At 62.7% G+C, this 23,792-nt stretch carries 17 protein-coding genes; 14 read left to right on the top strand and 3 right to left on the bottom strand.

Annotated elements, in window-relative coordinates:
* The first annotated feature begins 5 nt into the window (after positions 1–5).
* The 9 genes from PSH66_RS15730 (at position 6) to PSH66_RS15690 (ending at position 15,439) form a co-directional block, all read left to right on the top strand.
* Positions 6–1,112: a P1 family peptidase gene (locus tag PSH66_RS15730; protein WP_305427172.1), complete on the top strand. Its 1,107-nt coding sequence runs from the start codon at positions 6–8 to the stop codon at positions 1,110–1,112.
* Positions 1,113–1,473: 361 nt separating this feature from the next.
* Positions 1,474–2,907 carry a serralysin family metalloprotease gene (locus PSH66_RS15725; protein ID WP_305427171.1) on the top strand — a complete coding sequence of 478 codons (1,434 nt, stop codon included), beginning with the start codon at positions 1,474–1,476 and terminating at the stop codon, positions 2,905–2,907.
* Between the two features lie 49 nt (positions 2,908–2,956).
* Positions 2,957–3,325, top strand: a complete 369-nt coding sequence (locus PSH66_RS15720; RefSeq protein ID WP_141064687.1) for an AprI/Inh family metalloprotease inhibitor — start codon at positions 2,957–2,959, stop codon at positions 3,323–3,325.
* Positions 3,326–3,427: 102 nt separating this feature from the next.
* Entirely contained in the window at positions 3,428–5,179 is a 1,752-nt protein-coding gene (locus PSH66_RS15715) for a type I secretion system permease/ATPase (RefSeq protein ID WP_305427170.1), read from the top strand.
* Positions 5,176–6,477, top strand: a complete 1,302-nt coding sequence (locus tag PSH66_RS15710; RefSeq protein WP_305427169.1) for an HlyD family type I secretion periplasmic adaptor subunit — start codon at positions 5,176–5,178, stop codon at positions 6,475–6,477. Before PSH66_RS15715 ends, PSH66_RS15710 begins: the two co-directional genes overlap by 4 nt.
* 2 nt (positions 6,478–6,479) lie before the next feature.
* Positions 6,480–7,823: a TolC family outer membrane protein gene (locus tag PSH66_RS15705; protein ID WP_305427168.1), complete on the top strand. Its 1,344-nt coding sequence runs from the start codon at positions 6,480–6,482 to the stop codon at positions 7,821–7,823.
* Positions 7,824–7,841: 18 nt separating this feature from the next.
* On the top strand, positions 7,842–10,799 hold the full coding sequence (locus tag PSH66_RS15700; protein ID WP_305427167.1) for an autotransporter serine protease: 2,958 nt from the start codon (positions 7,842–7,844) through the stop codon (positions 10,797–10,799).
* A 49-nt stretch (positions 10,800–10,848) separates the two neighbouring features.
* On the top strand, positions 10,849–13,959 hold the full coding sequence (locus tag PSH66_RS15695) for an autotransporter serine protease (RefSeq protein WP_305427166.1): 3,111 nt from the start codon (positions 10,849–10,851) through the stop codon (positions 13,957–13,959).
* A 55-nt stretch (positions 13,960–14,014) separates the two neighbouring features.
* Positions 14,015–15,439: a lipase gene (locus PSH66_RS15690; protein WP_305427165.1), complete on the top strand. Its 1,425-nt coding sequence runs from the start codon at positions 14,015–14,017 to the stop codon at positions 15,437–15,439.
* Between the two features lie 158 nt (positions 15,440–15,597).
* Here PSH66_RS15690 and PSH66_RS15685 read toward each other — a convergent pair whose 3' ends face one another.
* A complete protein-coding gene (locus PSH66_RS15685; RefSeq protein ID WP_042944708.1) occupies positions 15,598–15,822 on the bottom strand; it encodes a YgdI/YgdR family lipoprotein in 225 nt (74 codons plus the stop codon).
* A 187-nt stretch (positions 15,823–16,009) separates the two neighbouring features.
* Here PSH66_RS15685 and PSH66_RS15680 point away from each other — a divergent pair, with 187 nt between their 5' ends.
* Positions 16,010–17,659: a VRR-NUC domain-containing protein gene (locus tag PSH66_RS15680; RefSeq protein WP_003174003.1), complete on the top strand. Its 1,650-nt coding sequence runs from the start codon at positions 16,010–16,012 to the stop codon at positions 17,657–17,659.
* Positions 17,656–19,908, top strand: a complete 2,253-nt coding sequence (locus PSH66_RS15675) for an ATP-dependent DNA helicase (protein ID WP_305427164.1) — start codon at positions 17,656–17,658, stop codon at positions 19,906–19,908. Before PSH66_RS15680 ends, PSH66_RS15675 begins: the two co-directional genes overlap by 4 nt.
* 80 nt (positions 19,909–19,988) lie before the next feature.
* Here the strand turns inward: PSH66_RS15675 and PSH66_RS15670 are convergent, their stop codons facing one another.
* Together PSH66_RS15670 and PSH66_RS15665 are read right to left on the bottom strand one after the other, a co-directional pair.
* On the bottom strand, positions 19,989–20,939 hold the full coding sequence (locus PSH66_RS15670; RefSeq protein WP_305427163.1) for an alpha-E domain-containing protein: 951 nt from the start codon (positions 20,937–20,939) through the stop codon (positions 19,989–19,991).
* Positions 20,940–20,942: 3 nt separating this feature from the next.
* Entirely contained in the window at positions 20,943–22,352 is a 1,410-nt protein-coding gene (locus PSH66_RS15665) for a circularly permuted type 2 ATP-grasp protein (RefSeq protein WP_003174000.1), read from the bottom strand.
* Between the two features lie 447 nt (positions 22,353–22,799).
* Between PSH66_RS15665 and PSH66_RS15660 the strand changes: the two genes are divergently transcribed.
* From PSH66_RS15660 to PSH66_RS15650, 3 genes are all read left to right on the top strand, one after another.
* Positions 22,800–23,345, top strand: coding sequence for a hypothetical protein (locus PSH66_RS15660; RefSeq protein WP_141064696.1), 546 nt, complete (start codon positions 22,800–22,802; stop codon positions 23,343–23,345).
* Positions 23,346–23,413: 68 nt separating this feature from the next.
* Complete coding sequence (locus tag PSH66_RS15655) at positions 23,414–23,626, top strand: hypothetical protein (RefSeq protein WP_003173998.1); 213 nt, start codon at positions 23,414–23,416, stop codon at positions 23,624–23,626.
* A gap of 11 nt (positions 23,627–23,637) precedes the next feature.
* Positions 23,638–23,772 carry a hypothetical protein gene (locus tag PSH66_RS15650; protein WP_003173997.1) on the top strand — a complete coding sequence of 45 codons (135 nt, stop codon included), beginning with the start codon at positions 23,638–23,640 and terminating at the stop codon, positions 23,770–23,772.
* The last annotated feature ends 20 nt before the right edge of the window (positions 23,773–23,792 follow it).

Raw genomic sequence — 23,792 nt, 5'->3', positions numbered from 1 at the left:
AGGTTATGCGCGCACGTCAATTGGGTATTACGTTGGGGCTGGGCACGCCCGGCGAGTTGAACGCCATCACCGATGTGCCCGGTGTTCGGGTCGGTCACAGCACACTCAAGGCGCGCATCGGCGGCAAACAGGTGCGCACCGGCGTCAGCGTGATCCAGCCGCGCGCGGTTGAGGCGCGCCAGCAACCGTGTTTCGCCGGTTACCACGTGCTTAACGGCAACGGCGATGCCACGGGCCTGGAGTGGATCAACGAGTCGGGATTGTTGACCACGCCGCTGGCGATCACCAATACCCACAGTATCGGTATCGTGCGCGATACCTTGATTGCCCTGGAGCGCGAGCGCCTGGCCGACCCGGCGGTGTATTGGTGCATGCCGGTGGTGATGGAAACCTATGACGGCCTGCTCAACGATATCTGGGGCCAGCATGTGCGCCCTGAACATGTGCGCGAAGCCGTCGACACTGCGCAAACCGGCCCGGTGCAGGAAGGTGCGGTAGGCGGCGGCACCGGGATGATTTGCCATGAGTTCAAAGGTGGTATCGGCACCGCGTCGCGGCGTCTGCCGGCGGAGCAGGGCGCTTGGACCGTGGGTGTACTGGTGCAGGCCAACCACGGCAAGCGCCAGGAACTGCGGGTCGACGGCTACCCGGTGGGCCGTCGGCTCATGGACATTCCCTCGCCATTCGCCGAGCGCGGCACGCCGGGGATGGGCTCGATCGTGGTGATCCTGGCCACGGATGCGCCGTTGTTGCCGCACCAATGCCAACGCCTGGCGCAACGTGCCTCCATCGGCATCGCCCGTACCGGCGGCGGTACCGAGGACTCCAGCGGCGACCTGTTCCTGGCCTTCGCCACTGGCAACCAGGACCTGCCACCCGCGGATTACGGGCGCAAGGGCCTGCCGTTTTGCAGCACGTTGCGGATGGTCAACAACGATCATATTTCGCCACTGTTCAGCGCAGCGGCGGAAGCGGTGGAAGAGGCGATCATCAACGCAATCCTGGCCGGGGAGGACATGGCCACCGACGACGGTGTGCAGGTGCCGGGTCTGGCCGGCGAAACCCTGGTGCAGGCGTTGCAGGGTACGGGCTGGCGGGTGTGCCGGGAGTGAGGCGAGGTTAATGCTTAGTTGAAGTAGTGGCTGTTTAATGTCGCCAATGCCACCGTGGCAATATATTGGATCCATTTATCAAGTGCGCCGCTGAAGTTGAGCGGCGTTAGCGCTATTTAATATTTAAATAAGAGCGGCCTGCTTTTTGTCCGACAAACTCACACCACCCCAATAAATACGGTATGAACTAGCGTTAGTTGCCAAATCGAAGATTTTCCACCCTGGAAATAGAGGTAGACGAAAGATTTCAAGTTGTGTCAGTTTCATGACGCCTTCAAAAGAGGCGAGTGATAGGACGATCTCGCCAGCGGGGTTCCTATCGAACAAAGACTGATGCACTTGCACACAAGGAAGTACGTTTATGTCCAAAGTAAAAGACAAGGCTATCGTGTCGGCGGCGCAAGCCAGCACCGCTTACTCGCAAATCGATAGCTTCAGCCATCTGTATGACCGTGGCGGCAACCTCACGGTCAATGGCAAACCCTCCTACACCGTTGACCAGGCAGCCACCCAGTTGCTGCGCGACGGCGCCGCGTACCGGGACTTTGACGGCAACGGCAAGATCGATCTGACTTACACCTTCCTCACCTCGGCTTCCTCGGCCACCCTGAACAAACATGGCATCTCCGGGTTCAGCCAGTTCAACGCACAGCAGAAAGCACAGGCCGTACTGGCCATGCAATCCTGGGCGGACGTAGCCAACGTGGCGTTCACCGAGAAAGCCTCCGGCGGTGATGGCCACATGACCTTCGGCAACTACAGCAGCGGCCAGGACGGCGCCGCGGCCTTCGCCTACCTGCCCGGCACCGGTGCAGGCTACGACGGCACCTCGTGGTACCTGACCAACAACAGCTACACGCCGAACAAGACCCCGGACCTGAACAACTATGGCCGGCAGACCCTCACCCACGAAATCGGCCACACCCTGGGCCTGGCTCACCCCGGCGACTACAACGCCGGCGAAGGCGCGCCCACCTACAATGACGCGACCTATGGACAGGACACGCGCGGCTACAGCCTCATGAGTTACTGGAGCGAGAGCAACACCAACCAGAACTTCAGCAAAGGCGGGGTCGAAGCCTATGCCTCCGGCCCGCTGATCGACGACATCGCCGCGATCCAGAAGCTCTACGGCGCCAACTACAACACCCGCGCCGGCGACACCACCTACGGTTTCAACTCCAACACCGGGCGTGATTTCCTCAGCGCCGGTTCCAATGCCGACAAGCTGGTGTTTTCGGTATGGGACGGTGGCGGCAACGACACCCTGGACTTCTCCGGTTTCTCCCAGAACCAGAAGATCAACCTCAATGAGACCTCGTTCTCCGACGTAGGCGGCCTGGTGGGCAACGTGTCCATCGCCAAGGGCGTGACCGTCGAGAACGCGTTCGGCGGCGCCGGTAACGACCTGATCATCGGCAACAACGCCGCCAACGTCATCAAGGGTGGGGCCGGCAACGACCTGATCTATGGCGGCGGCGGGGCGGACCAACTGTGGGGCGGCGCGGGCAGTGACACCTTTGTGTTCGGCGCCAGTTCCGACTCCAGGCCAGGGGCGGCGGACAAGCTCTTGGACTTTACGTCGGGCTCGGACAAGATCGACCTCAGCGGCATCACCAAAGGCGCCGGCCTGAGCTTCGTCAACGCATTTACCGGGCATGCCGGCGATGCGGTGTTGAGCTACGCCGCGGGCACCAACCTGGGCACCTTGGCGGTAGACTTCTCCGGGCACGGCGTGGCGGATTTCCTCGTCACCACGGTCGGCCAGGCAGCGGTCAGTGACATCGTAGCGTGATACAAGGGCGCGGCGTTTCGACGTCGCGCCTGCACGAGGGAGCGTGAAGATGCAGCGTTTTTTCAATGTGATCGCCTGCGGGTTGCAGGTGATGTTCGTGTCGGCAGGAGCCCACGCAATGGCGAGCAGTCTTGTATTACCCACCACGGCCCAGTTGGCCGGGCATTGGCAGTTGCACCGGCAGGATCAGGTATGTGCCCTGGACCTGTTTGAACAGGCGAATGCGCTGGGCGGCGATGTGGCCTGTGCCGAGCAATGGCTGGGAGAAAAACCCCTGACCTGGTCGCCGACACCTGACGGCATCTGGCTGTTCAATGCCGAGGGCAGCGGCATTGCACACTTGAATCGCCAGAAGAGTGGCGACTATCAGGCCCGCACCAAAACCGGCGCCGTCATTGAACTAAAACGAATGCCTTAGTTATCGCTATAAGCTTATTGCTGGATTTTATTAGTTGTTCGGCCTGTATCAGGGTTCGGGCAGCTTATGCGCGCAATTTGGTTCAAGGAAGATAAAAAACATATGGCCAAGCCCCCTGTTGTTGCGCCGTTATTCAAAGCGCTGGGTGAATACAAGAGCATCTTGATCAGTATTGGCTGCTTCACCGCCTTGATTAACCTGTTGATGCTGGTGCCGTCGATTTACATGCTGCAAGTGTATGACCGTGTGCTGTCCTCCCAGAACGAAACCACCCTGGTGATGTTGACGCTGATGGTCGTGGGCTTCTTTGCGTTTATTGGCACCCTGGAAGCGATCCGCAGTTTTATCGTGATCCGTATCGGCAGCCAGTTGGAACGGCGTTTCAACCTGCGCGTGTACAAGGCCGCGTTCGAACGCAACCTGCAACGCGGCGAGGGGCATGCCGGGCAATCCCTGGGCGACCTGACCCATATCCGCCAATTCATCACCGGGCCGGCGCTGTTCGCGTTCTTCGATGCGCCGTGGTTTCCCATCTACCTGTTGGTGATTTTCCTGTTCAACCTGTGGCTCGGCGTACTGGCCAGCGCCGGCGCGCTGCTGCTGATCGGCCTGGCCTGCCTGAACGAATACCTGACCAAAAAGCCTCTGGGTGAGGCCAGCGGTTTCTCCCAGCAATCGACCCAGCTGGCCACCAGTCATTTGCACAACGCCGAAACCATCCAGGCCATGGGCATGCTCGGTGCGTTGCGCAAACGCTGGTTTGCCGTGCATACGCAGTTCCTGGGCTTACAGAACACCGCCAGTGACACCGGTTCGGTGGTCACCTCATTGAGCAAATCCCTGCGTCTGTGCCTGCAGTCCCTGGTCCTGGGCCTGGGCGCGTTGTTGGTGATCCGTGGCGAGATGACGGCGGGGATGATGATCGCCGGTTCAATCCTGATGGGCCGGGTACTCAGCCCTATCGACCAACTGATCGCCGTATGGAAGCAATGGAGTTCGGCCAAGCTGGCCTACCAGCGCCTGGATGACTTGCTGCGCGAATTCCCGCCGCAAGTGGAGCAGATGGCCTTGCCCGCGCCCAAGGGCCAGGTGAGTTTCGAGCAGGTGAGCGCAGGCCCGCCGGGGCGGCGTCTGGCGACCTTGCAGCAGGTCAGCTTCAACCTCGCCGCCGGCGAAGTGCTCGGCGTGCTCGGCGCCTCGGGGTCCGGCAAATCCACCCTGGCCCGCGTGCTGGTGGGGGTATGGCCAACGCTGGCCGGCACCGTGCGCCTGGACGGTGCGGATATCCATCGCTGGGACCGCGACGACCTTGGCCCGCACATCGGCTACCTGCCCCAGGACATCGAACTGTTCAGCGGCAGCATCGCCGACAACATTGCGCGCTTTCGCGAGGCCGACCCGGAGCAGGTGGTGAAGGCCGCTCGGCAGGCCGGCGTGCACGAGCTGATCCTGCGTTTGCCCCAAGGCTACGACACCGTCTTGGGCGACAACGGCGGCGGTCTGTCCGGCGGCCAGAAACAACGCGTGGCCCTGGCCCGTGCACTGTACGGCGGGCCGCGCTTGATCGTGCTGGATGAACCCAACTCCAATCTCGACACCGTCGGCGAAGCCGCGCTGGCCGGTGCCATCGTGCAGATGAAAGCCCAGGGCAGCAGCGTGGTGCTGGTCACCCATCGCTCCTCGGCGCTGGCCCAGGCCGACAAGTTGCTGGTGTTGAGCGATGGGCATTTGCAAGCCTTCGGGCCGAGCCAGGAAGTGCTGCGTGCGTTGTCCGGCCAGCAACAAGCGCCCAAGGAAAAACCGGGCGTCAGTTTCAGTCGTCAGTATCAAGCCGGAAGGAATCCAGGCGCATGAGCAGCCTTACATTTGCACAACGTGACGCGCGGTTTTTCGTACGCGTAGGCTGGTGGCTGACCGTGGTCGGCGCCGGCGGTTTTTTCCTGTGGGCCAGCCTGGCGCCCCTGGACCAGGGCATTCCGGTCCAGGGCACAGTGGTGGTGTCCGGCAAGCGCAAGGCTGTGCAAACCCTCAGCCCCGGCGTGGTCAGCCGCATTCTGGTGCGCGAGGGTGAGCGGGTGAAGCAGGGCCAGCCGCTGTTTCGTCTTGACCAGACCCAGAACCAGGCCGACGTGCAGTCGTTGCAGGCCCAGTACCGTATGGCCTGGGCCAGTGTGGCACGCTGGCAGAGTGAGCGTGACAACCAGGCCGGCGTGACCTTTCCGGCCGAGCTGAGCGCCAATCCCGATCCGGCCCTGGCGTTGGTGCTGGAAGGCCAGCGCCAACTGTTCAGCAGCCGCCGCGAAGCCTTTGCCCGTGAACAAGCCGGTATTCGCGCGAATATCGACGGCGCTTCGGCGCAGTTGAATGGCATGCGCCGCGCCCGCAGTGACCTGACCGCCCAGGCGCAATCCCTGCGTGACCAATTGAATAACCTGCAACCCTTGGCCGACAACGGCTACATCCCGCGCAATCGCTTGATGGAATACCAGCGCCAGTTGTCCCAGGTGCAACAGGACTTGGCACAGAACACCGGCGAAAGCGGCCGGGTAGAGCAGGGCATCCTCGAGTCGCGGCTCAAGTTGCAGCAGCACAGCGAGGAATATCAGAAGGAAGTGCGCAGCCAACTGGCCGATGCACAACTGCGCAGCCTGACCCTGGAGCAGCAACTGACCTCGGCCGGGTTCGACCTGCAGCACAGTGAAATCAACGCCCCGGCCGACGGTATCGCCGTCAACCTCGGTGTGCACACCGAAGGCGCCGTGGTGCGTGCCGGCGAAACCCTGCTGGAAATCGTACCCCAGGGCACACGCCTGGAAGTCGAAGGGCACCTGCCGGTGCATCTGGTGGACAAGGTCGGCACCCACCTGCCGGTCGACATCCTCTTCACCGCCTTCAACCAGAACCGCACACCAAGGGTGCCAGGGGAGGTCAGCCTGATTTCCGCCGACCAGATGCTCGACGAGAAAACCGGCGCGCCGTACTACGTGCTGCGCACCACGGTCAGCGAAGCCGCCCTGGAGAAACTCCACGGCCTGGTGATCAAGCCCGGCATGCCCGCCGAGATGTTCGTGCGTACCGGCGAGCGCTCGCTGCTCAATTACCTGTTCAAGCCGCTGCTCGACCGCGCCGGCTCCGCGTTGACCGAGGAATGAGCATGAAACCTGTGTTCATTGCCCTGCTGTTCAGTTGTGCCAGCGCCCAGGCGTCCATGGGCCCATTCGATGTGTACGAGCAAGCCCTGCGCAACGATCCGGTGTTCCTTGGGGCCATCAAGGAGCGCGATGCCGGTCTGGAAAACCGCACCATCGGCCGCGCCGGCCTGCTGCCCAAGCTGTCGTACAACTACAACAAGGGTCGTAACAACTCCGAGGCGCACTTGCCGGACGGGCGCGGCGGCAGCTACCGCGACGACCGCAACTACAACAGCTACGGCTCTACCTTCAGCCTGCAACAGCCGTTGTTCGACTACGAAGCCTACGCCAACTACCGCAAGGGCTTGGCCCAGGCGCTGTTTGCCGACGAAAGTTTTCGCGACAAGAGCCAGGCGCTGCTGGTGCGCGTGCTGACCTATTACACCCAGGCGCTGTTTGCCCAGGACCAGATCGACATCGCCCGCGCCAAGAAGAAAGCCTTCGAGCAGCAATTCCAGCAGAACCAGCACCTGTTCCAGCAAGGCGAGGGCACCCGCACCGATATTCTCGAAGCCGAGTCGCGCTATGAGCTGGCCACCGCCGAAGAGATCCAGGCGCTGGATGAGCAGGACGCATCGTTAAGAGAGCTGGGCGCGTTGATCGGCGTGCAGAGCGTCAACATCCACGACCTGGCACCGCTCAACCAGGGCTTTGCGGCGTTTACGCTGAGCCCGGCCAACTACGACAGCTGGCATGAACTGGCGCTCAGCAGCAACCCCACGCTTGCGTCCCAACGCCAGGCCCTGGAAGTGGCGCGCTATGAGGTGGAACGCAATCGCGCCGGGCACCTGCCCAAGGTCACGGCCTACGCCAGTTCGCGCCAGCAGGAGTCCGACAGCGGCAACACCTACAACCAGCGCTACGACACCAACACCATCGGCGTGGAAGTGAGTGTGCCGCTGTATGCCGGTGGTGGCGTCTCGGCCGCAACCCGTCAGGCCAGCCGCGCCATGGAGCAGGCCGAATATGAGCTGGAGGGCAAGACCCGCGAAACCCTGATCGAATTGCGTCGGCAGTTCAGCGCTTGCCTGTCCGGCGTGAGCAAGTTGCGCGCTTACCAGAAGGCCCTGGCCTCGGCCGAAGCGCTGGTGGTGTCGACCCAGCAAAGCATCCTCGGCGGCGAGCGGGTCAACCTCGATGCGCTCAACGCCGAGCAGCAGCTGTACAGCACCCGTCGCGACCTCGCCCAGGCGCGTTATGACTACCTGATGGCCTGGACCAAATTGCATTACTACGCGGGCAACCTGCGTGAGACCGACCTGGCAAAGGTGGACGAGGCCTTTGGCCCCGTGAGCACACGCCCATAACAACAAACGGAGGTTCTGATGAGCACTGATGTGTCGCGTTTCAAGCCGTTTACCGCAGGTTCCTTGTTGCTCTTGTCCGTGACGGCACAGGCGCAATACACCGAGACCGGTCAACTCGGTAACCCCGCCAGTTGGCGCTCCACCGAGTACCTGAGCGACTGGGGCCTGGACCGCATGCAGGCCAACCAGGCCTACGCCGCCGGGATCAGCGGCAGTGGGGTCAACATCGGTGCGCTGGACTCGGGCTTCGATGCCAGCCACCCCGAGGCGTCCAGGGACCGCTTCCACCCGGTCACCGCCAGCGGCACTTACCTGGACGGCAGCCCGTTCAGTACCACGGGCGCACTCAACTCGAATAACGACTCCCACGGCACCCACGTCACCGGCACCCTGGGCGCCGCGCGTGATGGCGTCGGCATGCACGGCGTGGCTTATAACGCGCAGGTCTACGTGGGCAACACCAACGCCAACGACAGCTTCCTGTTCGGTCCCACCCCGGACCCCAAGTATTTCCAGGCGGTGTACGGCGCCCTGGTGGATTCCGGCGTGCGCGCCATCAACAACAGCTGGGGCAGCCAGCCCAAGGATGTCAGCTACCAGACCCTCGGCGACCTGCATGCCGCCTATGCCCAGCACTACAACCGTGGCACCTGGCTGGACGCAGCGGCGCAAGTGGCCAAGGCCGGTGTGATCAATGTGTTCAGCGCTGGCAACAGTGGCTATGCGAATGCCAGCGTACGTTCGGCGCTGCCGTATTTCCAGCCGGAGCTGGAAGGACACTGGCTGGCGGTGTCGGGGCTGGATAAAGCCAATAACCAGAAATATAACAAGTGCGGTATCGCCAAGTACTGGTGCATTTCCACCCCAGGTGCGTTGATCAACAGCACCGTTCCCAATGGCGGTTATGGAGTGAAATCCGGCACCTCGATGTCGGCGCCCCATGCCACGGGGGCCTTGGCGCTGGTCATGGAACGCTACCCCTATATGACCAACGAGCAGGCCTTGCAGGTGCTGCTGACCACCGCCACCCAGCTCGACGGCTCGACCACCCTGGCCCCCAACGCAAGCGTGGGCTGGGGCGTGCCCGACCTGGGTCGGGCGATGCACGGGCCGGGGCAATTGCTCGGCGCGATGAACGTGAATCTGGCTGCCGGGAGCGGCGATCTGTGGAGCAACGGCATTTCTGACCAGGCCCTGATCCAACGCCAGGCCGAGGATACGGCCGAGCACGCCGCCTGGCAGCAAACGCTGATCGACAAAGGCTGGCAAAACGGCGTGAGCGCTAGCGCCAGCCAGCAGGACCAGACGGACTATGCCGTGGGGACGGCCCGTGACCGCGCTGCAGCGAATCGGGTCTATGTCGGCAGCCTGGTCAAGTCCGGCGCGGGCACCCTGGTACTCAGCGGCGACAGCACCTATCGCGGCGCCACCACCGTCAACGGCGGGTTGCTGGCCGTCAACGGTTCGCTGACCTCGGCGGTAACCGTGAACGACAGCGGCACCTTAGGCGGTTCCGGGCGGATTGCTGCGTTGTCGGTCAACAGTGGCGGGCGCGTCGCACCGGGCAATTCCGTGGGCACCTTGCAGGTGGCGGGGGATGTGAACCTCGGCGCGGGCTCGACCTACGCCGTGGAACTCACGCCCACTGGCAGCGACCGGATTGTCGCCGGCGGCCAGGCCATCCTCGGCGGCGGCAACGTCACCCTGGCCCTGGAAAACAGCCCGACGTTGCTCAGCGCGGCGCAGGCGCACAGTCTGATCGGTCGCCAGTACAGCATTCTCCAGGCGACGGGCGGCATCCAGGGGCAATTTGGCCAGGTACTGCCCGATTACCTGTTCCTGGGCGGCCGCCTCGATTACGCAGGTAATGCCGTGCAACTGGACGTGGTGCGCAATGAGGCGAGTTTCGCCAGCGTCGCGGCCAACCGCAATCAGCGTGCGGTGGCCGATGCCGCCGAACAACTCGGCGCGGGCAACCCGGTGTATGAAAGCCTGCTGCGCTCCGACTCCCTGGGCACTGCGCGGCAAGGCTTGCAGCAACTGTCCGGAGAGATCTACCCGGCACTGGGTGCCCAACTGATCAACGACAGCCGCCAACTGCGCGATGCGCTGGGTGAGCGGCTGCATGACGAAGCGGCGACGGCGCAGAGCAACCTGTGGCTCAAGGCACTCGGCGCCTGGGGCAAGACCGACAGCCGCAGCGAAACCGCCGGTTCCACCGCCGCCCTCGGCGGCCTGCTGCTGGGCGTGGACGGTGCGTTGGATGAGCAGACCCGCGTCGGCGTAGTCGCAGGCTACAGCGACAGTTCGCTGAACATGGGCAGCAGCTCCCATTCCCGGGCCGCCGTCGACAGCTACCACTTCGGCACCTATGCCGGGCGCGAAATCGGCGCCTGGCGTCTGAGCGGCGGCGCCACTTATAGCTGGCACCGCGCCGACGTTAAGCGCGACCTGCAATACGGCGAGGTCAGCGGCAAGCAAAAGGCCAAGCTGGACGCGCGCAGTGCCCAGCTGTTTACCGAAGCCGCTTACCGCCTCGCGCTGCAACCCCTGACGCTGGAGCCGTTCGCCAACTTGGCCTACGTGCACCTGGACACTGATGCATTCCACGAAAAGGGCGATGCCGCCGCCCTGCAACGCGGCAGTGACCAACGCGATGCCGTGCTCGGCACCCTCGGCCTGCGCGCGCTGAAGACCCTGGCGCTCAACGATCACCAGCAACTGGAACTGTCCGGTTCGCTGGGCTGGCAACACAGCCTGAGCGCCGTCGAGTCCGAAGAGCACCTGGCGTTTGTCGCCGGCGGCCCGTCATTCGCGGTGCGCAGCGCGCCGTTGCTGCGGGATGCAGCGCTGGTGGGCGTGCAGGCGAGCCTGGCGCTGAGCCCGGCGACGCGGGTCAACCTTGATTACAACGGGCAGTTGGGCGGGCGCGCGAAAACCCAAGGCGTGGGCTTGAGCCTGAACTGGCAGTTCTAGCGTGGGAAGTGTTTACACACCGGCAATAAGAAAACTAAGGAAGGTCACCGTGAATAAATGCAAGTCAGGGTTAACTACCGCCATCCACACCGCCTTGGGCTACCCGCTCAAGGCCAACCGCAGCGCGCCATACGGTGCGTTGTTGTGTTGCCTGGCAAGCCTGGGTACCGCCCAGGCCGCACCCTACGTGGAAACCGGCAAGCTGGGCGATGCGGCCAGTTGGCGCAGCGCCGAGTTCAAGGCCGACTGGGGCCTGGGCGCCGTGCGGGCGGACACCGCGTACGCCGCCGGCTATACCGGCAAGGGCGTCAAACTGGGGATCTTCGACCAGCCGGTGTACGCCCAGCACCCGGAATTCGCCAGCCCTGGCAAAGTGGTGACGGTTGTCACCGAGGGCATTCGCCAGTACACCGACCCCTATATTCCGGTCAAAGCCGGTGATGCGTTTCGTTATGACGGTACGCCGTCGCTGGGTTCCAACGGCAAGCTGGGTAACCACGGTACCCACGTCGGTGGTATTGCCGCCGGCAACCGCGATGGCGGGCCGATGCACGGCGTGGCCTTCAACGCGCAGATCGTCAGCGCCGAGAACGGCGATCCGGGGCCCGAGGACGGGATCATCCTCGGCAACGACGGGGCGGTGTACAAGGCCGGCTGGGATGGCTTGGTCGCCAGCGGCGCGCGGATCATCAACAACAGCTGGGGCATCGGCATTGGTGACCAGTACGCCAAGGGCGGTCGCGACCCGGCCTTTCCAAACTTCACCGTCAATGAAGCGCAGGCGCAGTTCGATAACATCCGGCCGATCCTCGGTACGCTGGCAGGCGGCGCTTATCAAGGCGCGATCGACGCCGCCCGCAGTGGCGTGCTGACCATCTTCGCCGCCGGTAACGACTACAACCGCAACAATCCCGATGCCATCTCGGGGCTGGCGTATTTTGTACCGCAGATCGCCCCCAACTGGCTGTCGGTCGCGGCATTGCAGCAGAACCCGGACACCGCCAGCGCCAATCCTTACGTGATCAGCACGTTTTCCTCACGCTGCGGGTATGCCGCGAGTTTTTGTGTGGCGGCGCCGGGAACCAGAATCTATAGCTCGGTGATCAACGGCACCAGCCTTGAGAACCTCACCACCGACTGGGCCAACTTCAACGGCACCTCCATGGCCGCGCCGCATGTGGCCGGCAGTGCGGCGGTGTTGATGGAGCGCTTTCCCTATATGAGCGGCGAGCAGATTTCCACCTTGCTCAAAACCACCGCCACCGACCTGGGCGCGCCGGGCATCGACTCGCTGTATGGCTGGGGCATGATCAACCTGGGCAAGGCCGTCAACGGCCCTGGGATGTTTATCACCGCTGAGGATATTCCCGCCGAGTTCCGCATCGATGGCGCGTATGGCAGTGGGCAGTTCGTCGCCGACCTGCCGGGCATCGGCGCGGTGGTGGATGCCGGCAAGCCGACCCAACGCCTGTGCAACGACGTGCACTGTGGCCTGGATGTGTGGAGCAACGACATCTCGGGGCATGGCGGCCTGACCAAGCTGGGCGTCGGCGCGTTGGTACTGACCGGCAGCAACACCTACAGCGGCCCGACCCTGGTCAACCAGGGCCTGCTGGCGGTCAATGGCTCGATCACCTCCGACGTCACCGTCAGCCAGAGCGGCGTGCTGGGTGGCTCGGGGCGCATCGGTTCGCTGCTGGCACAACGCGGCGGCACGGTGGCGCCGGGTAATTCGATCGGCACGCTCAACGTGGCAGGGGACGTAACGTTCGAAGCAGGCTCCACCTATGCGGTAGAACTGTCGCCCACCAGCAGCGACCGCATCGTCGCCGGGGGAACCGCGACGCTCAACGGCAACACCGTAACCCTCGCGCTGGAAAACAGCCCGACGTTATTGAGCACGGCACAGGCCCAAAGCCTGATCGGCCGCCAGTACACCATTCTGCAAGCCGCGGGCGGCATCAACGGTGGTTTTGGTGCGGTATTGCCCAACTACCTGTTTATCGGTGGTGACCTGAACTATGCGGCCAACGGCGTGCAACTGGCTGTGGCGCGTACGGCCAACAGCTTCGCCAGCGCGGGTGCCACCGACAACCAACGCGCCGTGGCCGCCGCCGCCGAGCAACTGGGCGCGGGCAATGCGGTGTATGAAAGCCTGCTGCTGGCACCGAATGTCGCCACGGCGCAGGGTGCGTTCCAGCAACTGACCGGGGAAATCTACCCGGCGCTGCAAAGTGCGCTGGTCAACGACAGCCGCTACCTGCGCGAAGCGGTGGGCGAACGCCTGCAAAACGGCGAAATGGGTGCCAGCAGCCAGACCGTCGACACGCGCGGCAACGTCTGGGTCAAGGCGCTGGGTGCCTGGGGCAAATCCGATGGGCGCAGCGATACGGCAGCCTACACCACCTCGATTGGCGGCCTGCTGGCCGGGGTCGACGGTGCGCTGGACGACGACACCCGCCTGGGCCTGGTCGCGGGCTACAGCGATACCTCGCTGAATATGGGCAGCGGCACGCATTCCCGGGCAGCCGTCGACAGCTACCACTTCGGCGCCTACGCCGGACACGAAATCGGCGCCTGGCGCTTGAGCGGTGGCGCCACCTACAGCTGGCACCGCGCGGACGTCAAACGTGACCTGCAATACGGTGACGTCAGCGGCAAACAAAAAGCCAAGGTGGACGCACGCAGCACCCAAGTATTCGGCGAAGCGGCGTACCGCGTGAACCTGCAGCCCCTGGCCCTGGAGCCGTTCGCCAACCTGGCCTACGTGCATCTGGACACCGACGGTGTGACCGAAAAGGGCGATGCCGCTGCCTTGAAAAGCCGCGATGACCGCCGCGACCTGGTGCTGAGCACCTTGGGCGTGCGTGGCCTGAAGACCTTCAACGTCAATGACCACCAGCAACTGCAACTGTCGGGCACCCTGGGCTGGCAACACAACCTGAGCAGCACCGCGTCGCAGCAGCACCTGGCGTTCGCGTCGGGCGGCCCCTCGTTTGCGGTCGAGAGTACGCCAATGACGCGCGATGCCGCGTTGGTCGGCGCACGCGCCAGCCTGGCGCTGAGCAAGGAGGCACGGGTTAATTTCGACTACAACGGCTTGCTGTCCGGCAAGGAGAAGGTCCACGGCGTGGGCTTGAGCCTCGACTGGGCGTTCTGAAGGTTCCAACGCCCCGCAAGGGGCGGTATCCAACAATAAGAAAAGAGGATGCAGCATGGCTGTCTTTGACTATAAAAACCTCGGGGTCGAGGGTTCCAAAGCGCTGTTCGCCGATGCCATGGCGATTACGTTGTATAGCTACCACAATCTGGATAACGGCTTTGCCGTGGGCTACCAGCACAACGGTTTGGGCCTTGGCTTGCCCGCCACACTGGTCGGTGCGTTACTGGGCGGCAGCGATTCCCAAGGCGTGATTCCCGGTGTGCGCTGGAACCCCGACTCGGAAAAAGCCGCGTTGGAGGCCGTGCAAAAGGCCGGTTGGACGCCCATCAGCGCCAGCACCCTGGGCTACTCGGGCAATGTCGACGCCAGGGGCACCTTCTTTGGCGAAAAGGCCGGTTACACCACGGCCCAGGTCGAGGTGCTGGGCAAGTACGATGACGCGGGTAAATTGCTCGAAATCGGCATTGGCTTTCGCGGCACATCCGGCCCCAGGGAAAGCCTGATCAGCGACTCCATTGGCGACCTGGTCAGTGATCTGCTCGCCGCGTTCGGCCCCAAGGATTATGCAAAAAACTACGCCGGCGAGGCCTTTGGCGGCTTGCTCAAGCACGTTGCCGACTACGCCGGCGCCCAGGGCCTGAGCGGCCACGACGTGGTGGTCAGTGGCCACAGCCTGGGCGGCCTGGCGGTCAACAGCATGGCCGACCTGAGCGCGGGTAAATGGGCGGGGTTCTACCAGGACGCCAAGTACGTGGCCTATGCCTCGCCGACCCAGAGCAGCGGTGACAAGGTGCTCAATGTCGGCTACGAAAACGACCCGGTCTTCCGTGCGCTGAATGGCTCGTCCGTCAACGGGTCGTCGCTGGGCGTGCATGACCAGCCCCACGCGTCGACCACCGACAACATCGTCAGCTTCAACGACCACTACGCCTCAACGCTGTGGAACGTGCTGCCGTTTTCCATCGTCAACCTGCCAACCTGGGTCTCGCACTTGCCCACCGGGTATGGCGACGGCATGACGCGCATCCTCGATTCCGGGTTCTATGAGCAAATGAATCGCGACTCGACGATTATCGTCGCCAACCTCTCCGACCCGGCCCGCGCCACCACTTGGGTGCAGGACCTCAACCGCAACGCCGAACCGCACAAGGGCGATACCTTCATCATTGGCAGCGACGGCAATGACCTGATCCAGGGCGGTAAAGGCGCCGACTTTATCGAGGGCGGCAAGGGCAACGACACGCTGCGTGACAGCAGTGGGCATAACACTTTTTTATTCAGCGGGCAGTTTGGCCAGGACCGGGTCATCGGCTATCAACCGACGGATAAGCTGGTGTTCACCGACATCGCGGGCAGTGCCGATTATCGTGACCACGCCAGGGTGGTGGGCGGCGATACGGTAATCAGCTTTGGCGAGGATTCGGTGACATTGGTGGGGGTGAATGGTTTGTCGGGGGAGGGGATTGTGATCAGTTAAACGGGCTGCTGTGGCGAGGGAGCTTGCTCCCGTTGACTGCGCAGCAGTCTCCGGCTTTAAAGGGGCGCTTCGCACCCCAGCGGGAGCAAGCTCCCTCGCCACAAAGTCGAATCGTCGCACCGCCCCTCCCACATTTGATCGGTGTTGATTGAAAGAAATCAGTTTTCCTTGCGCACGGTGGCCACGTCATCAGCCTTGACGCGGATACGCTTGCCGGCGATATCGGTGAACTCGTAAAAACCGTCGACGGTTTTGGCGTTCGGTGTGTCCTTGGTCAAATACTGTGTGCCATTTTGCAGCGTTACCACGGTTTGCGTGGCGCAACCGGCCAATACCAGAAAAGTGAGTGCAACCAGCGGCAGACCCAAATTCTTCATGTTCATAACCCTTACCGTTAACCCTGGAAAGTCCCGCGCCAAAGGCGGCGGGGTATAAATGTTACGCCATCGACTCCACTATCTGATCACTTTTATACAAAAAGTTGCGTACGCCATTTATCTATTACCGATTGCAACACGGCATTGGCAACGGCACTCTGTATGCATAACCAGTATTTGATCAGCGCGCACCATGGCCAACCCCCTCGAAGATCCGCTCTATTACCTGCATAACTTCCGCCAGGTCCTGCATTGGCTGGGGGAGCGCTATGCCGATCTGCTCGATCCTGATGAACAGCATTTCATTCAGCAATTTGACAGGTTGCCGCAGGCATCCCAGGCGCTGTTGGTGCGCATGGTGATGCGCAAGGGCGTGCATTTTCGCGCGGGTAAGCTCAACTATGTCGAGATCGGTTGTACCCATGCCGCCGCCGCGCCGCTGCTGGCACTGGGCTGGGTCGATGACCAACCGCTACTGGACGTCGCAGAACTGTTCGCACTGCTGCAAAAAGCCGAAATCCTGAGCGCCTTCGCGCCTTGGATTGACCAGCCAAGAGCCAGGAAAGTCGATTGGCTGGAAGGGTTGTCGCTGCAGTTCACCGACCGCCGCCGCTTTGCCCACTGGTGCCCCGGGCTTGCCGATACGCTGTACAGCCTCACCGTGATGGAGTTGTGCGAGCGCCTGCGCTTGATGTTTTTTGGCAACCTGCACCAGGACTGGTCCGAGTTCGTGCTGGCCGACCTTGGCATCTACACCTATGAAAAAGTCCAGTTCTGCGCCGAGTCCCGTGGCCTGCGCAGCCGTGACGATGTGCACGGCTATCTGTTCCTGCAGCAGTGCCAGCGCGCCTTTGAAAGCGGTACGGCGTTGGAAGAGGTGCTCGCCGACATTGCAACCCTGGGCACTGACAACCCCTGGCTGGAGAAACGCCGCGCCAAGCTGTTGTTCCAGATCGGCCAGTCTTGCGAGCGCAGCGCCGAACTGGCTCTGGCGCAGCAGATCTACCGCACCTGTGCCTACCCCGGCGCGCGCTCGCGACTGATCCGCGTGCTGGAGCGCCAAGCCGACTACGTCCAGGCCATGGCCCTGGCGAGCGCCGCGCAACAGGCACCGGAAAGTGCGGCGGAACACCAACACCTGTTGCGTGTAATACCGCGCCTGCAACGCAAATTGGGCGGGCCTGCCGTCCCCAGGAGCAAGCCTCGCGAAGTCACGCGCCTGGACCTGGAGCTGGCGCTACCCGAGCCGTTGATGTCGGTGGAGTATTGCGTGCAGGCCCACCTGAGCGAACCCGATGCGCCGGTGCATTACGTCGAGAACGGGCTGATCAATTCGCTGTTCGGCCTGCTGTGCTGGGACGTGATCTTCGCACCGTTGCCGGGCTCGTTTTTCCACCCGTTCCAGCGCGGTCCGGCGGACCTGCACAGCGAAGACTTCCAGCATCGCCGCGCGCCGCTGTTCGCCGCGTGTTTCGAGCAACTGTGCGATGACCGTTATAAAACCAGCATCCGCCGGCGCTACACGGAGAAATGGGGGATCCAGTCACCGTTCGTGTTCTGGAACCTGCTCAGCGAGGAGCTACTGGAACAGGCGCTGGAATGTCTGCCCGCCGCGCACCTGCGCTGCTGGTTCGAGCGCCTGCTGCTGGATATTCGCGCCAACCGCGCCGGCATGCCGGACTTGATCCAGTTCTGGCCGGCGCAAAAGACCTACCGCATGATCGAGGTCAAGGGCCCTGGCGATCGCCTGCAAGACAACCAACTGCGTTGGCTGGAGTTCTGCGCGCAGTACCAGATGCCGGTCACCGTCTGCTACGTGCGCTGGGCGGAGCAACCCGCTTGAGCTACAGCGTGGCCGTGCGGGCGCTGTGTGAGTTCACGGCCAAGGTCGGTGACCTGGACCTGCGCTTTACCCCGTCGCCCAGTGCCCAGGAAGGGATTGTCGGGCACCGCACCGTGGCGTCGAGGCGCAGCGCGCACTACCAGAATGAAGTGGCCCTTGAGGGCGAGTACCAGCAACTCAACGTGCGGGGCCGGGCCGATGGCTATGACCCGGACGCCAATCGTCTGGAAGAGGTGAAAACCTATCGTGGCGACCTCGATGCCCAACCCGCCAACCATCGGCAATTGCATTGGGCCCAGGTCAAGGTGTACGGCTGGCTGATGTGCCAGAAACTCGGGCTCGCGGAAATCGATCTGGCGCTGGTGTACTTCGATATCGTCGGCGAAGGGGAGACGCTGCTCAACCAGCGCTGCCGGGCGGACGAGCTGCAAGCCTTCTTCAACACGCAGTGTGCGCTGTTTCTACGCTGGGCCGAGCAGGAGATGGCGCACCGCGCCGCGCGCAACCGTGCGGCGCAAAGCCTGGCGTTCCCGCATGCCGATTTTCGTCCCGGCCAGCGCGCGTTGGCCGAGTCGGTGTACAAGGCCGCCAGTACCGGCCGTTGCCTGATGGCCCAGGCGCCTACCGGCATTGGCAAGACCATCGGCACAATCTTCCCGCTGATCAAGGCCCTGGCCCCCCAGCAACTCGACAAAATCCTTTTTCTCACGGCCAAGACCCCAGGTCGCAAACTCGCCCTCGATGCGGCCCGGGTGCTGCACGCCGGCGAGTTGCCGTTGCGCGTACTGGAACTGGTCGCCCGCGATAAAGCCTGCGAGCACCTGGATAAAGCCTGTCACGGCGAGTCCTGCCCGTTGGCCAAGGGTTTCTACGACCGTCTGCCGGCCGCGCGCGAGGCCGCCGCCCAAGTTCGCCTGCTGGACCAGCGTACGCTGCGCGAGGTCGCCCTGGCACACAGCGTCTGCCCGTATTACCTGAGCCAGGAAATGGCGCGCTGGGCCGATCTGGTGGTCGCCGACTACAACTACTATTTCGACTTCGGTGCCCTGTTGTTCGGCCTGGGCCAGCTCAACGGCTGGCGTGCTGCGGTGCTGGTGGACGAAGCCCACAACCTGGTGGAGCGGGCGCGCGCCATGTACAGCGCCAGTCTCGACCAGTACAGCCTCAAGACCCTGCGCGATACGGCGCCCGAACCGCTGAAAAAACCCTTGCAACGCCTGAACCGTGAATGGAATGCGTTGCACAAGGACCAGATCGCGCCGTATCAAGCCTACGCCGCCAGGCCCGAAAAGCTGGTGCAGGCCCTGAGCCTGTGCACCAGCGCCATGGGCGACTATTTCAACGATCACCCCGAATCACTCAGCGGCGAGCTGCAAGCGTTCTACTTCGAGGCCCTGCAGTTTGCGAAGGTTGCCGAGTTGTTCAACGAACACTTTATCTTCGATATCAGCAAGCGTCAGCTCAATGCCAGACGCAGCAGCTCCACCCTGTGCCTGCGTAACGTGGTGCCCGCCGAGTTCATCCGCCCCCGGCTCACCGCCGCCCGCAGCAGCGTGCTGTTTTCGGCCACGTTGAGCCCACGCCACTATTATGCGGATTTGCTCGGCTTGCCCGCTGACACAGCCTGGATCGATGTGGAATCACCGTTCAAGGCCGAACAACTGCAGGTGCGTATCATCGACCGGATCTCCACCCGGTTTGTGCACCGCCAGGCATCACTGGCGCCGATCGTCGAGCTGATTGCGCGCCAGTTCGCGCAACGACCGGGTAATTACCTGGCGTTTTTTTCCAGCTTCGATTACCTGCAGCACGTGGCGCAGTTGCTGGTCGAACGACACCCGCAGATCCCGCTGTGGCAGCAATCGCGGGGCATGGCCGAAGCCGAGCGCCAGGCGTTTCTCGACCAGTTCACCGAACACAGCCAGGGTATCGGCTTTGCCGTGCTCGGCGGCGCGTTCGGCGAGGGCATCGACTTGCCCGGCGCACGCTTGATCGGTGCGTTTATCGCCACCTTGGGCCTGCCGCAACTGAACCCGGTCAATGAACACATGAAGGCACGCATGGGCGCGATCTTCGGCGCCGGTTATGACTATACCTATTTGTATCCCGGCATTCAGAAAGTCGTGCAGGCAGCGGGGAGGGTGATCCGCAGTCAGCAGGACCAGGGAGTGGTGCTGTTGATCGATGACCGGTTTGGCGAGGCGCGGGTACGTCAATTGTTGCCGAAGTGGTGGTCAATCGATAGTTGAGAGGGACGGCGCCCCAAATGTGGGAGGGAGCAAGTCGAATCGTCGCACCGCCCCTCCCACAGTTTTTATCGGTGGGGTGCTTAGACCACCTCCAGATAAGAGCTGTGAATCGACCGCGCCAACTCACGCACGGTGTCGATAAAGTCCGTCAGGCGGGCATGCAGGCCGTCCTCCAGAATTTCGTCGATCCCCGTGTAGCGCAGGCGCGCTTCAAATTCCGCTGCGAGGCGTTGCGCGGTGCGCCCATAACTGCCGGGCAGGTCGGCGAGGATATGGCTCAGTTCCTCGATACAGGCATGCAACGAGCGCGGCACGTCGCTGCGCAACAGCAGCAGCTCCGATACCGACCGTGCATTCAGCGCATTCGGGTACAGCTCGGTGTACGCCTCGAACGATGACAATGCCCGCAGCAGGGCGCTCCACTGGTAATAACCGCGTGCCGACAAATCGCTGACTTCTTCCGATTCCTCGCCGAACATTTCGTAGCGCGCATCCAGCAGGCGCAAGGTGTTGTCGGCACGCTCGACAAAAGTGCCCAGGCGAATGAACCGATAGGCGTCATTGCGCATGATGGTGCCCGAGGTCGCGCCACGGAACAGGTGCGAACGCTGCTTGACCCAGTCACAGAAGTGGCTGATGCCATGCCGTGCCAGGCCGCCGGCGGCGATGCTGCGCATTTCCAGCCAGGTGGAGTTGAGGTTTTCCCACATATCGGCGGTGATACGCCCGCGTACCGCGTGGGCATTGCCGCGGGCGGCGCGCAGGCAGTTGTAGATGCTCGCGGGGTTTTCTTCGTCGAGGGCGAAGAAGTGCAGCATGCGTTCGGCATCCAGCGTCTGGTGGCGTTCGAGGTAGCTGTCCAGGGTGCCGCTGCTGAGCAGCGACATGGCCAGTTCATCGAGGCCGTCGGTATGCCCGGCCTGGGGCATCAACGACAGCGAGTAACTGACTTCCAGCATGCGCGCCAGGTTCTCGGCGCGTTCCAGGTAGCGGGACATCCAGTACAGATCTGCGGCGGTTCTACTCAACATGATTCAGCCCTCCACCACCCAGGTGTCCTTGGTTCCGCCGCCTTGCGACGAGTTGACGATCAATGAGCCTTCACGCAGGGCCACCCGCGTCAGGCCACCCGGCACCAGGCGCGTTTCCTTGCCCGACAGCACGAAGGGACGCAGGTCGATATGCCGGGGGGCGATGCCGTTCTCGACAAAAGTAGGGCAGGTGGACAGGCTCAGGGTCGGTTGGGCGATATACGCATGGGGACGGGCCTTGATGCGCTGGCGGAAGTCTTCGATCTCGGCGGCGCTGGCGGCAGGGCCCACCAGCATGCCGTAGCCACCGGAGCCCTGGGTTTCCTTGACGACCAGTTCCGGCAGGTGGGCCAGCACGTGGGACAGCTCATCGGGCTTGCGGCACTGGAAGGTCGGTACGTTTTGCAGGATAGGTTCTTCGTCCAGGTAGAAGCGGATCATTTCCGGCACATAGGGGTAGATCGACTTGTCATCCGCTACGCCGGTGCCGATGGCATTGGCCAGCACCACGTTACCCGCACAGTAAGCCGCCACCAGGCCGGGCACACCGAGCATCGAGTCGGGGTTGAACGCCTGCGGGTCGAGGAAGGCGTCGTCAATGCGCCGGTAGATCACATCCACGGCCTTGGGGCCGTCGGTGGTGCGCATGAACACCTTGAGGTCGTGCACGAACAGGTCGGCGCCTTCGACCAGTTCCACGCCCATTTCCCGGGCCAGGAACGCGTGTTCGAAGAACGCACTGTTGAAACGCCCAGGGGTCAGCACCACCACGTTGGGGTTGTCCAGGCGGCTGGAGCTTTTCAGGGTCTTGAGCAGCAGGTTGGGGTAGTGGTCCACCGGCGCGATGCGCTGCTTGGCGAACACTTCGGGGAACAGGCGCATCATCATCTTGCGGTCTTCGAGCATGTAGCTCACGCCGCTGGGGGTGCGCAGGTTGTCTTCGAGTACGTAGTAGGTGCCATCGCCGTCGCGCACCAGGTCGACGCCGGAAATATGCGAGTAGATGCCGCGATGCAGGTCCAGGCCCACCATGGCCTTCTGGTAACCCTCGTTGCCCAGCACCTGATCCGCCGGAATGATGCCGGCCTTGATGATGCGCTGGTCGTGGTAGATGTCGGCAAGGAACATGTTCAACGCGTTGACCCGCTGGATACAACCGCGTTCGATCACGCTCCATTCACTGGCGGGGATGCTGCGGGGAATGATGTCGAAGGGGATCAGGCGCTCGGTGTCCTGCTCGTCGCCATAGAGGGTGAAGGTGATCCCGGCGCGGTGAAACAGCAGATCGGCTTCACGGCGACGCTGAGCCAGCAGTTCCGGCGGCGTATTGGCCAGCCAGCGGGAGAATTCCTGATAGTGCGCACGGCACACGCCGTGTGCGTCATTCATTTCATCAAAGAAAGATCGAGCCATTCCAGTACCTTGTCAGTGCCCAGTGTTACGCGGATGGCACTGCCGCTTAAAAAAACGCATGTTTTTATGAGCCCGTGGCTATGGGTGCCAACAGACCTGGTCCTTACTTTCTTATAGGGTCGGCTCTGGGTCGGGGGGTAACGAATGCTCCTTTATTCGGGCAGATGAATGGTTTAAGCAATGCCTGTGCCGAAACCGCTCTGGCCTGACGATTACCTTGTGGTGAGCGGGCTTGTAGTGAGCAGGCTTGCCCCGCGCCGGGCCGCGCAGCTGCCCCAAAAACGGGAGCGCTACGCACTCCAGCACGGGGCAAGCCTGCTCACTACAGGTCGTGTCGCTCATCCCCACAATAAGGCAGGGCGCGCACAGCTTTGGTGCGCCAACAAACTTGAACTTCACCTACCCCTGATTCTTCTAAACAGTTTCGCCACTGTGTGGAGCATCGCTGTGCCCAGAATCATCGCCCCCGATACCCCAGAAGCGGTCCTGACCGATCACAGCGAACACAATGCCAAGATTTTCGGCTCGCCCAAGGACCGCCTGGACTTCTACCGCCGCGAGATCCAGTACGAAACCTCGATCCTGGCCAACCGCACCGACGCCTACCTGACGGCGCAGTCATTCCTGGTGATCGCTTTTGTGTCCGGCATGGGCAACGTCAACCCGGAGTGGGGCAAGTTGTTCACGCTGGTGGTGCCGATGTTCCTGGCACTGCTGGGCATTCTCAGCTCACTCAATGCCTGGCCGGGTATCCGCGCGGCCTACGAAATCATCGACCACTGGCACTACAAGCAAAGCGAACTGCTGCGCAGCGAGCCGGTGATGGGCATGGCCTATGACGAGTCGCCGTTGTTCTCGGAAGTGGAGTCGTCCCACAAGGGCTATCGCAAGTCACTGCTGTTCTCGATGCGCGCGCCGTGGTTGTTCATGGTGTTCTGGTTGCTGCTGGGGATCTATGCGTTCTACATCCAGATCGATAACCCCATCCGATGATCCATCGCATGGAACTTCAACCTGCGTCGCAGCGCCTTAACTTTACCCAGCACAGGCAGAGGTGCACCATGAGCACAGATAACGATCCACAAGTGAGTAACCGTAACGACCCGGCCATCGACGGCTCGCAGCCGACTCCCGGCACTGCCGCCGATGCACCGAAAGACCCCAGGCCCGCCAGCGATCCCAAGGCCAGGGACAACGACTACAGCCCTGACTTCAAGCCTGAGCCCGAGCACAAGCCTGAAACCGATGCCGATATCGATACCCAGGGCGGTTAGAGGAACAGGTCATGTCAACAGAACCGGATGAAGAGCCCAACGACCCTGGCAATGAAGACCCAGGCTCGTTGATGGACGAGGCACAAGTGCCGCTGATCGATCCAGAGGACGCGGCCGAGGGAGGCGATCCCCACCCGTCCGGCTAACCCGCAACCGTGGCGGCCGC

It is taken from the genome of Pseudomonas sp. FP597 (genome assembly GCF_030687435.1).
Taxonomy (GTDB): domain Bacteria; phylum Pseudomonadota; class Gammaproteobacteria; order Pseudomonadales; family Pseudomonadaceae; genus Aquipseudomonas; species Aquipseudomonas lactucae.
Note: the sequence above shows the minus strand (reverse complement) of the source record. Positions and strands in the feature narration are given on the sequence as shown.

Bases quoted from the DNA above. Each gene is read 5' to 3' on its own strand.
- PSH66_RS15655 (WP_003173998.1), top strand. From the start codon at position 23,414: ATGAGCACAGATAACGATCCACAAGTGAGTAACCGTAACGACCCGGCC.
- PSH66_RS15730 (WP_305427172.1), top strand. From the start codon at position 6: ATGCGCGCACGTCAATTGGGTATTACGTTGGGGCTGGGCACGCCCGGC.
- PSH66_RS15715 (WP_305427170.1), top strand. From the start codon at position 3,428: ATGGCCAAGCCCCCTGTTGTTGCGCCGTTATTCAAAGCGCTGGGTGAA.
- PSH66_RS15720 (WP_141064687.1), top strand. From the start codon at position 2,957: ATGCAGCGTTTTTTCAATGTGATCGCCTGCGGGTTGCAGGTGATGTTC.
- PSH66_RS15685 (WP_042944708.1), bottom strand. From the start codon at position 15,822: ATGAACATGAAGAATTTGGGTCTGCCGCTGGTTGCACTCACTTTTCTG.
- PSH66_RS15710 (WP_305427169.1), top strand. From the start codon at position 5,176: ATGAGCAGCCTTACATTTGCACAACGTGACGCGCGGTTTTTCGTACGC.
- PSH66_RS15700 (WP_305427167.1), top strand. From the start codon at position 7,842: ATGAGCACTGATGTGTCGCGTTTCAAGCCGTTTACCGCAGGTTCCTTG.
- PSH66_RS15665 (WP_003174000.1), bottom strand. From the start codon at position 22,352: ATGGCTCGATCTTTCTTTGATGAAATGAATGACGCACACGGCGTGTGC.
- PSH66_RS15670 (WP_305427163.1), bottom strand. From the start codon at position 20,939: ATGTTGAGTAGAACCGCCGCAGATCTGTACTGGATGTCCCGCTACCTG.
- PSH66_RS15690 (WP_305427165.1), top strand. From the start codon at position 14,015: ATGGCTGTCTTTGACTATAAAAACCTCGGGGTCGAGGGTTCCAAAGCG.
- PSH66_RS15650 (WP_003173997.1), top strand. From the start codon at position 23,638: ATGTCAACAGAACCGGATGAAGAGCCCAACGACCCTGGCAATGAAGAC.
- PSH66_RS15680 (WP_003174003.1), top strand. From the start codon at position 16,010: ATGGCCAACCCCCTCGAAGATCCGCTCTATTACCTGCATAACTTCCGC.
- PSH66_RS15725 (WP_305427171.1), top strand. From the start codon at position 1,474: ATGTCCAAAGTAAAAGACAAGGCTATCGTGTCGGCGGCGCAAGCCAGC.
- PSH66_RS15705 (WP_305427168.1), top strand. From the start codon at position 6,480: ATGAAACCTGTGTTCATTGCCCTGCTGTTCAGTTGTGCCAGCGCCCAG.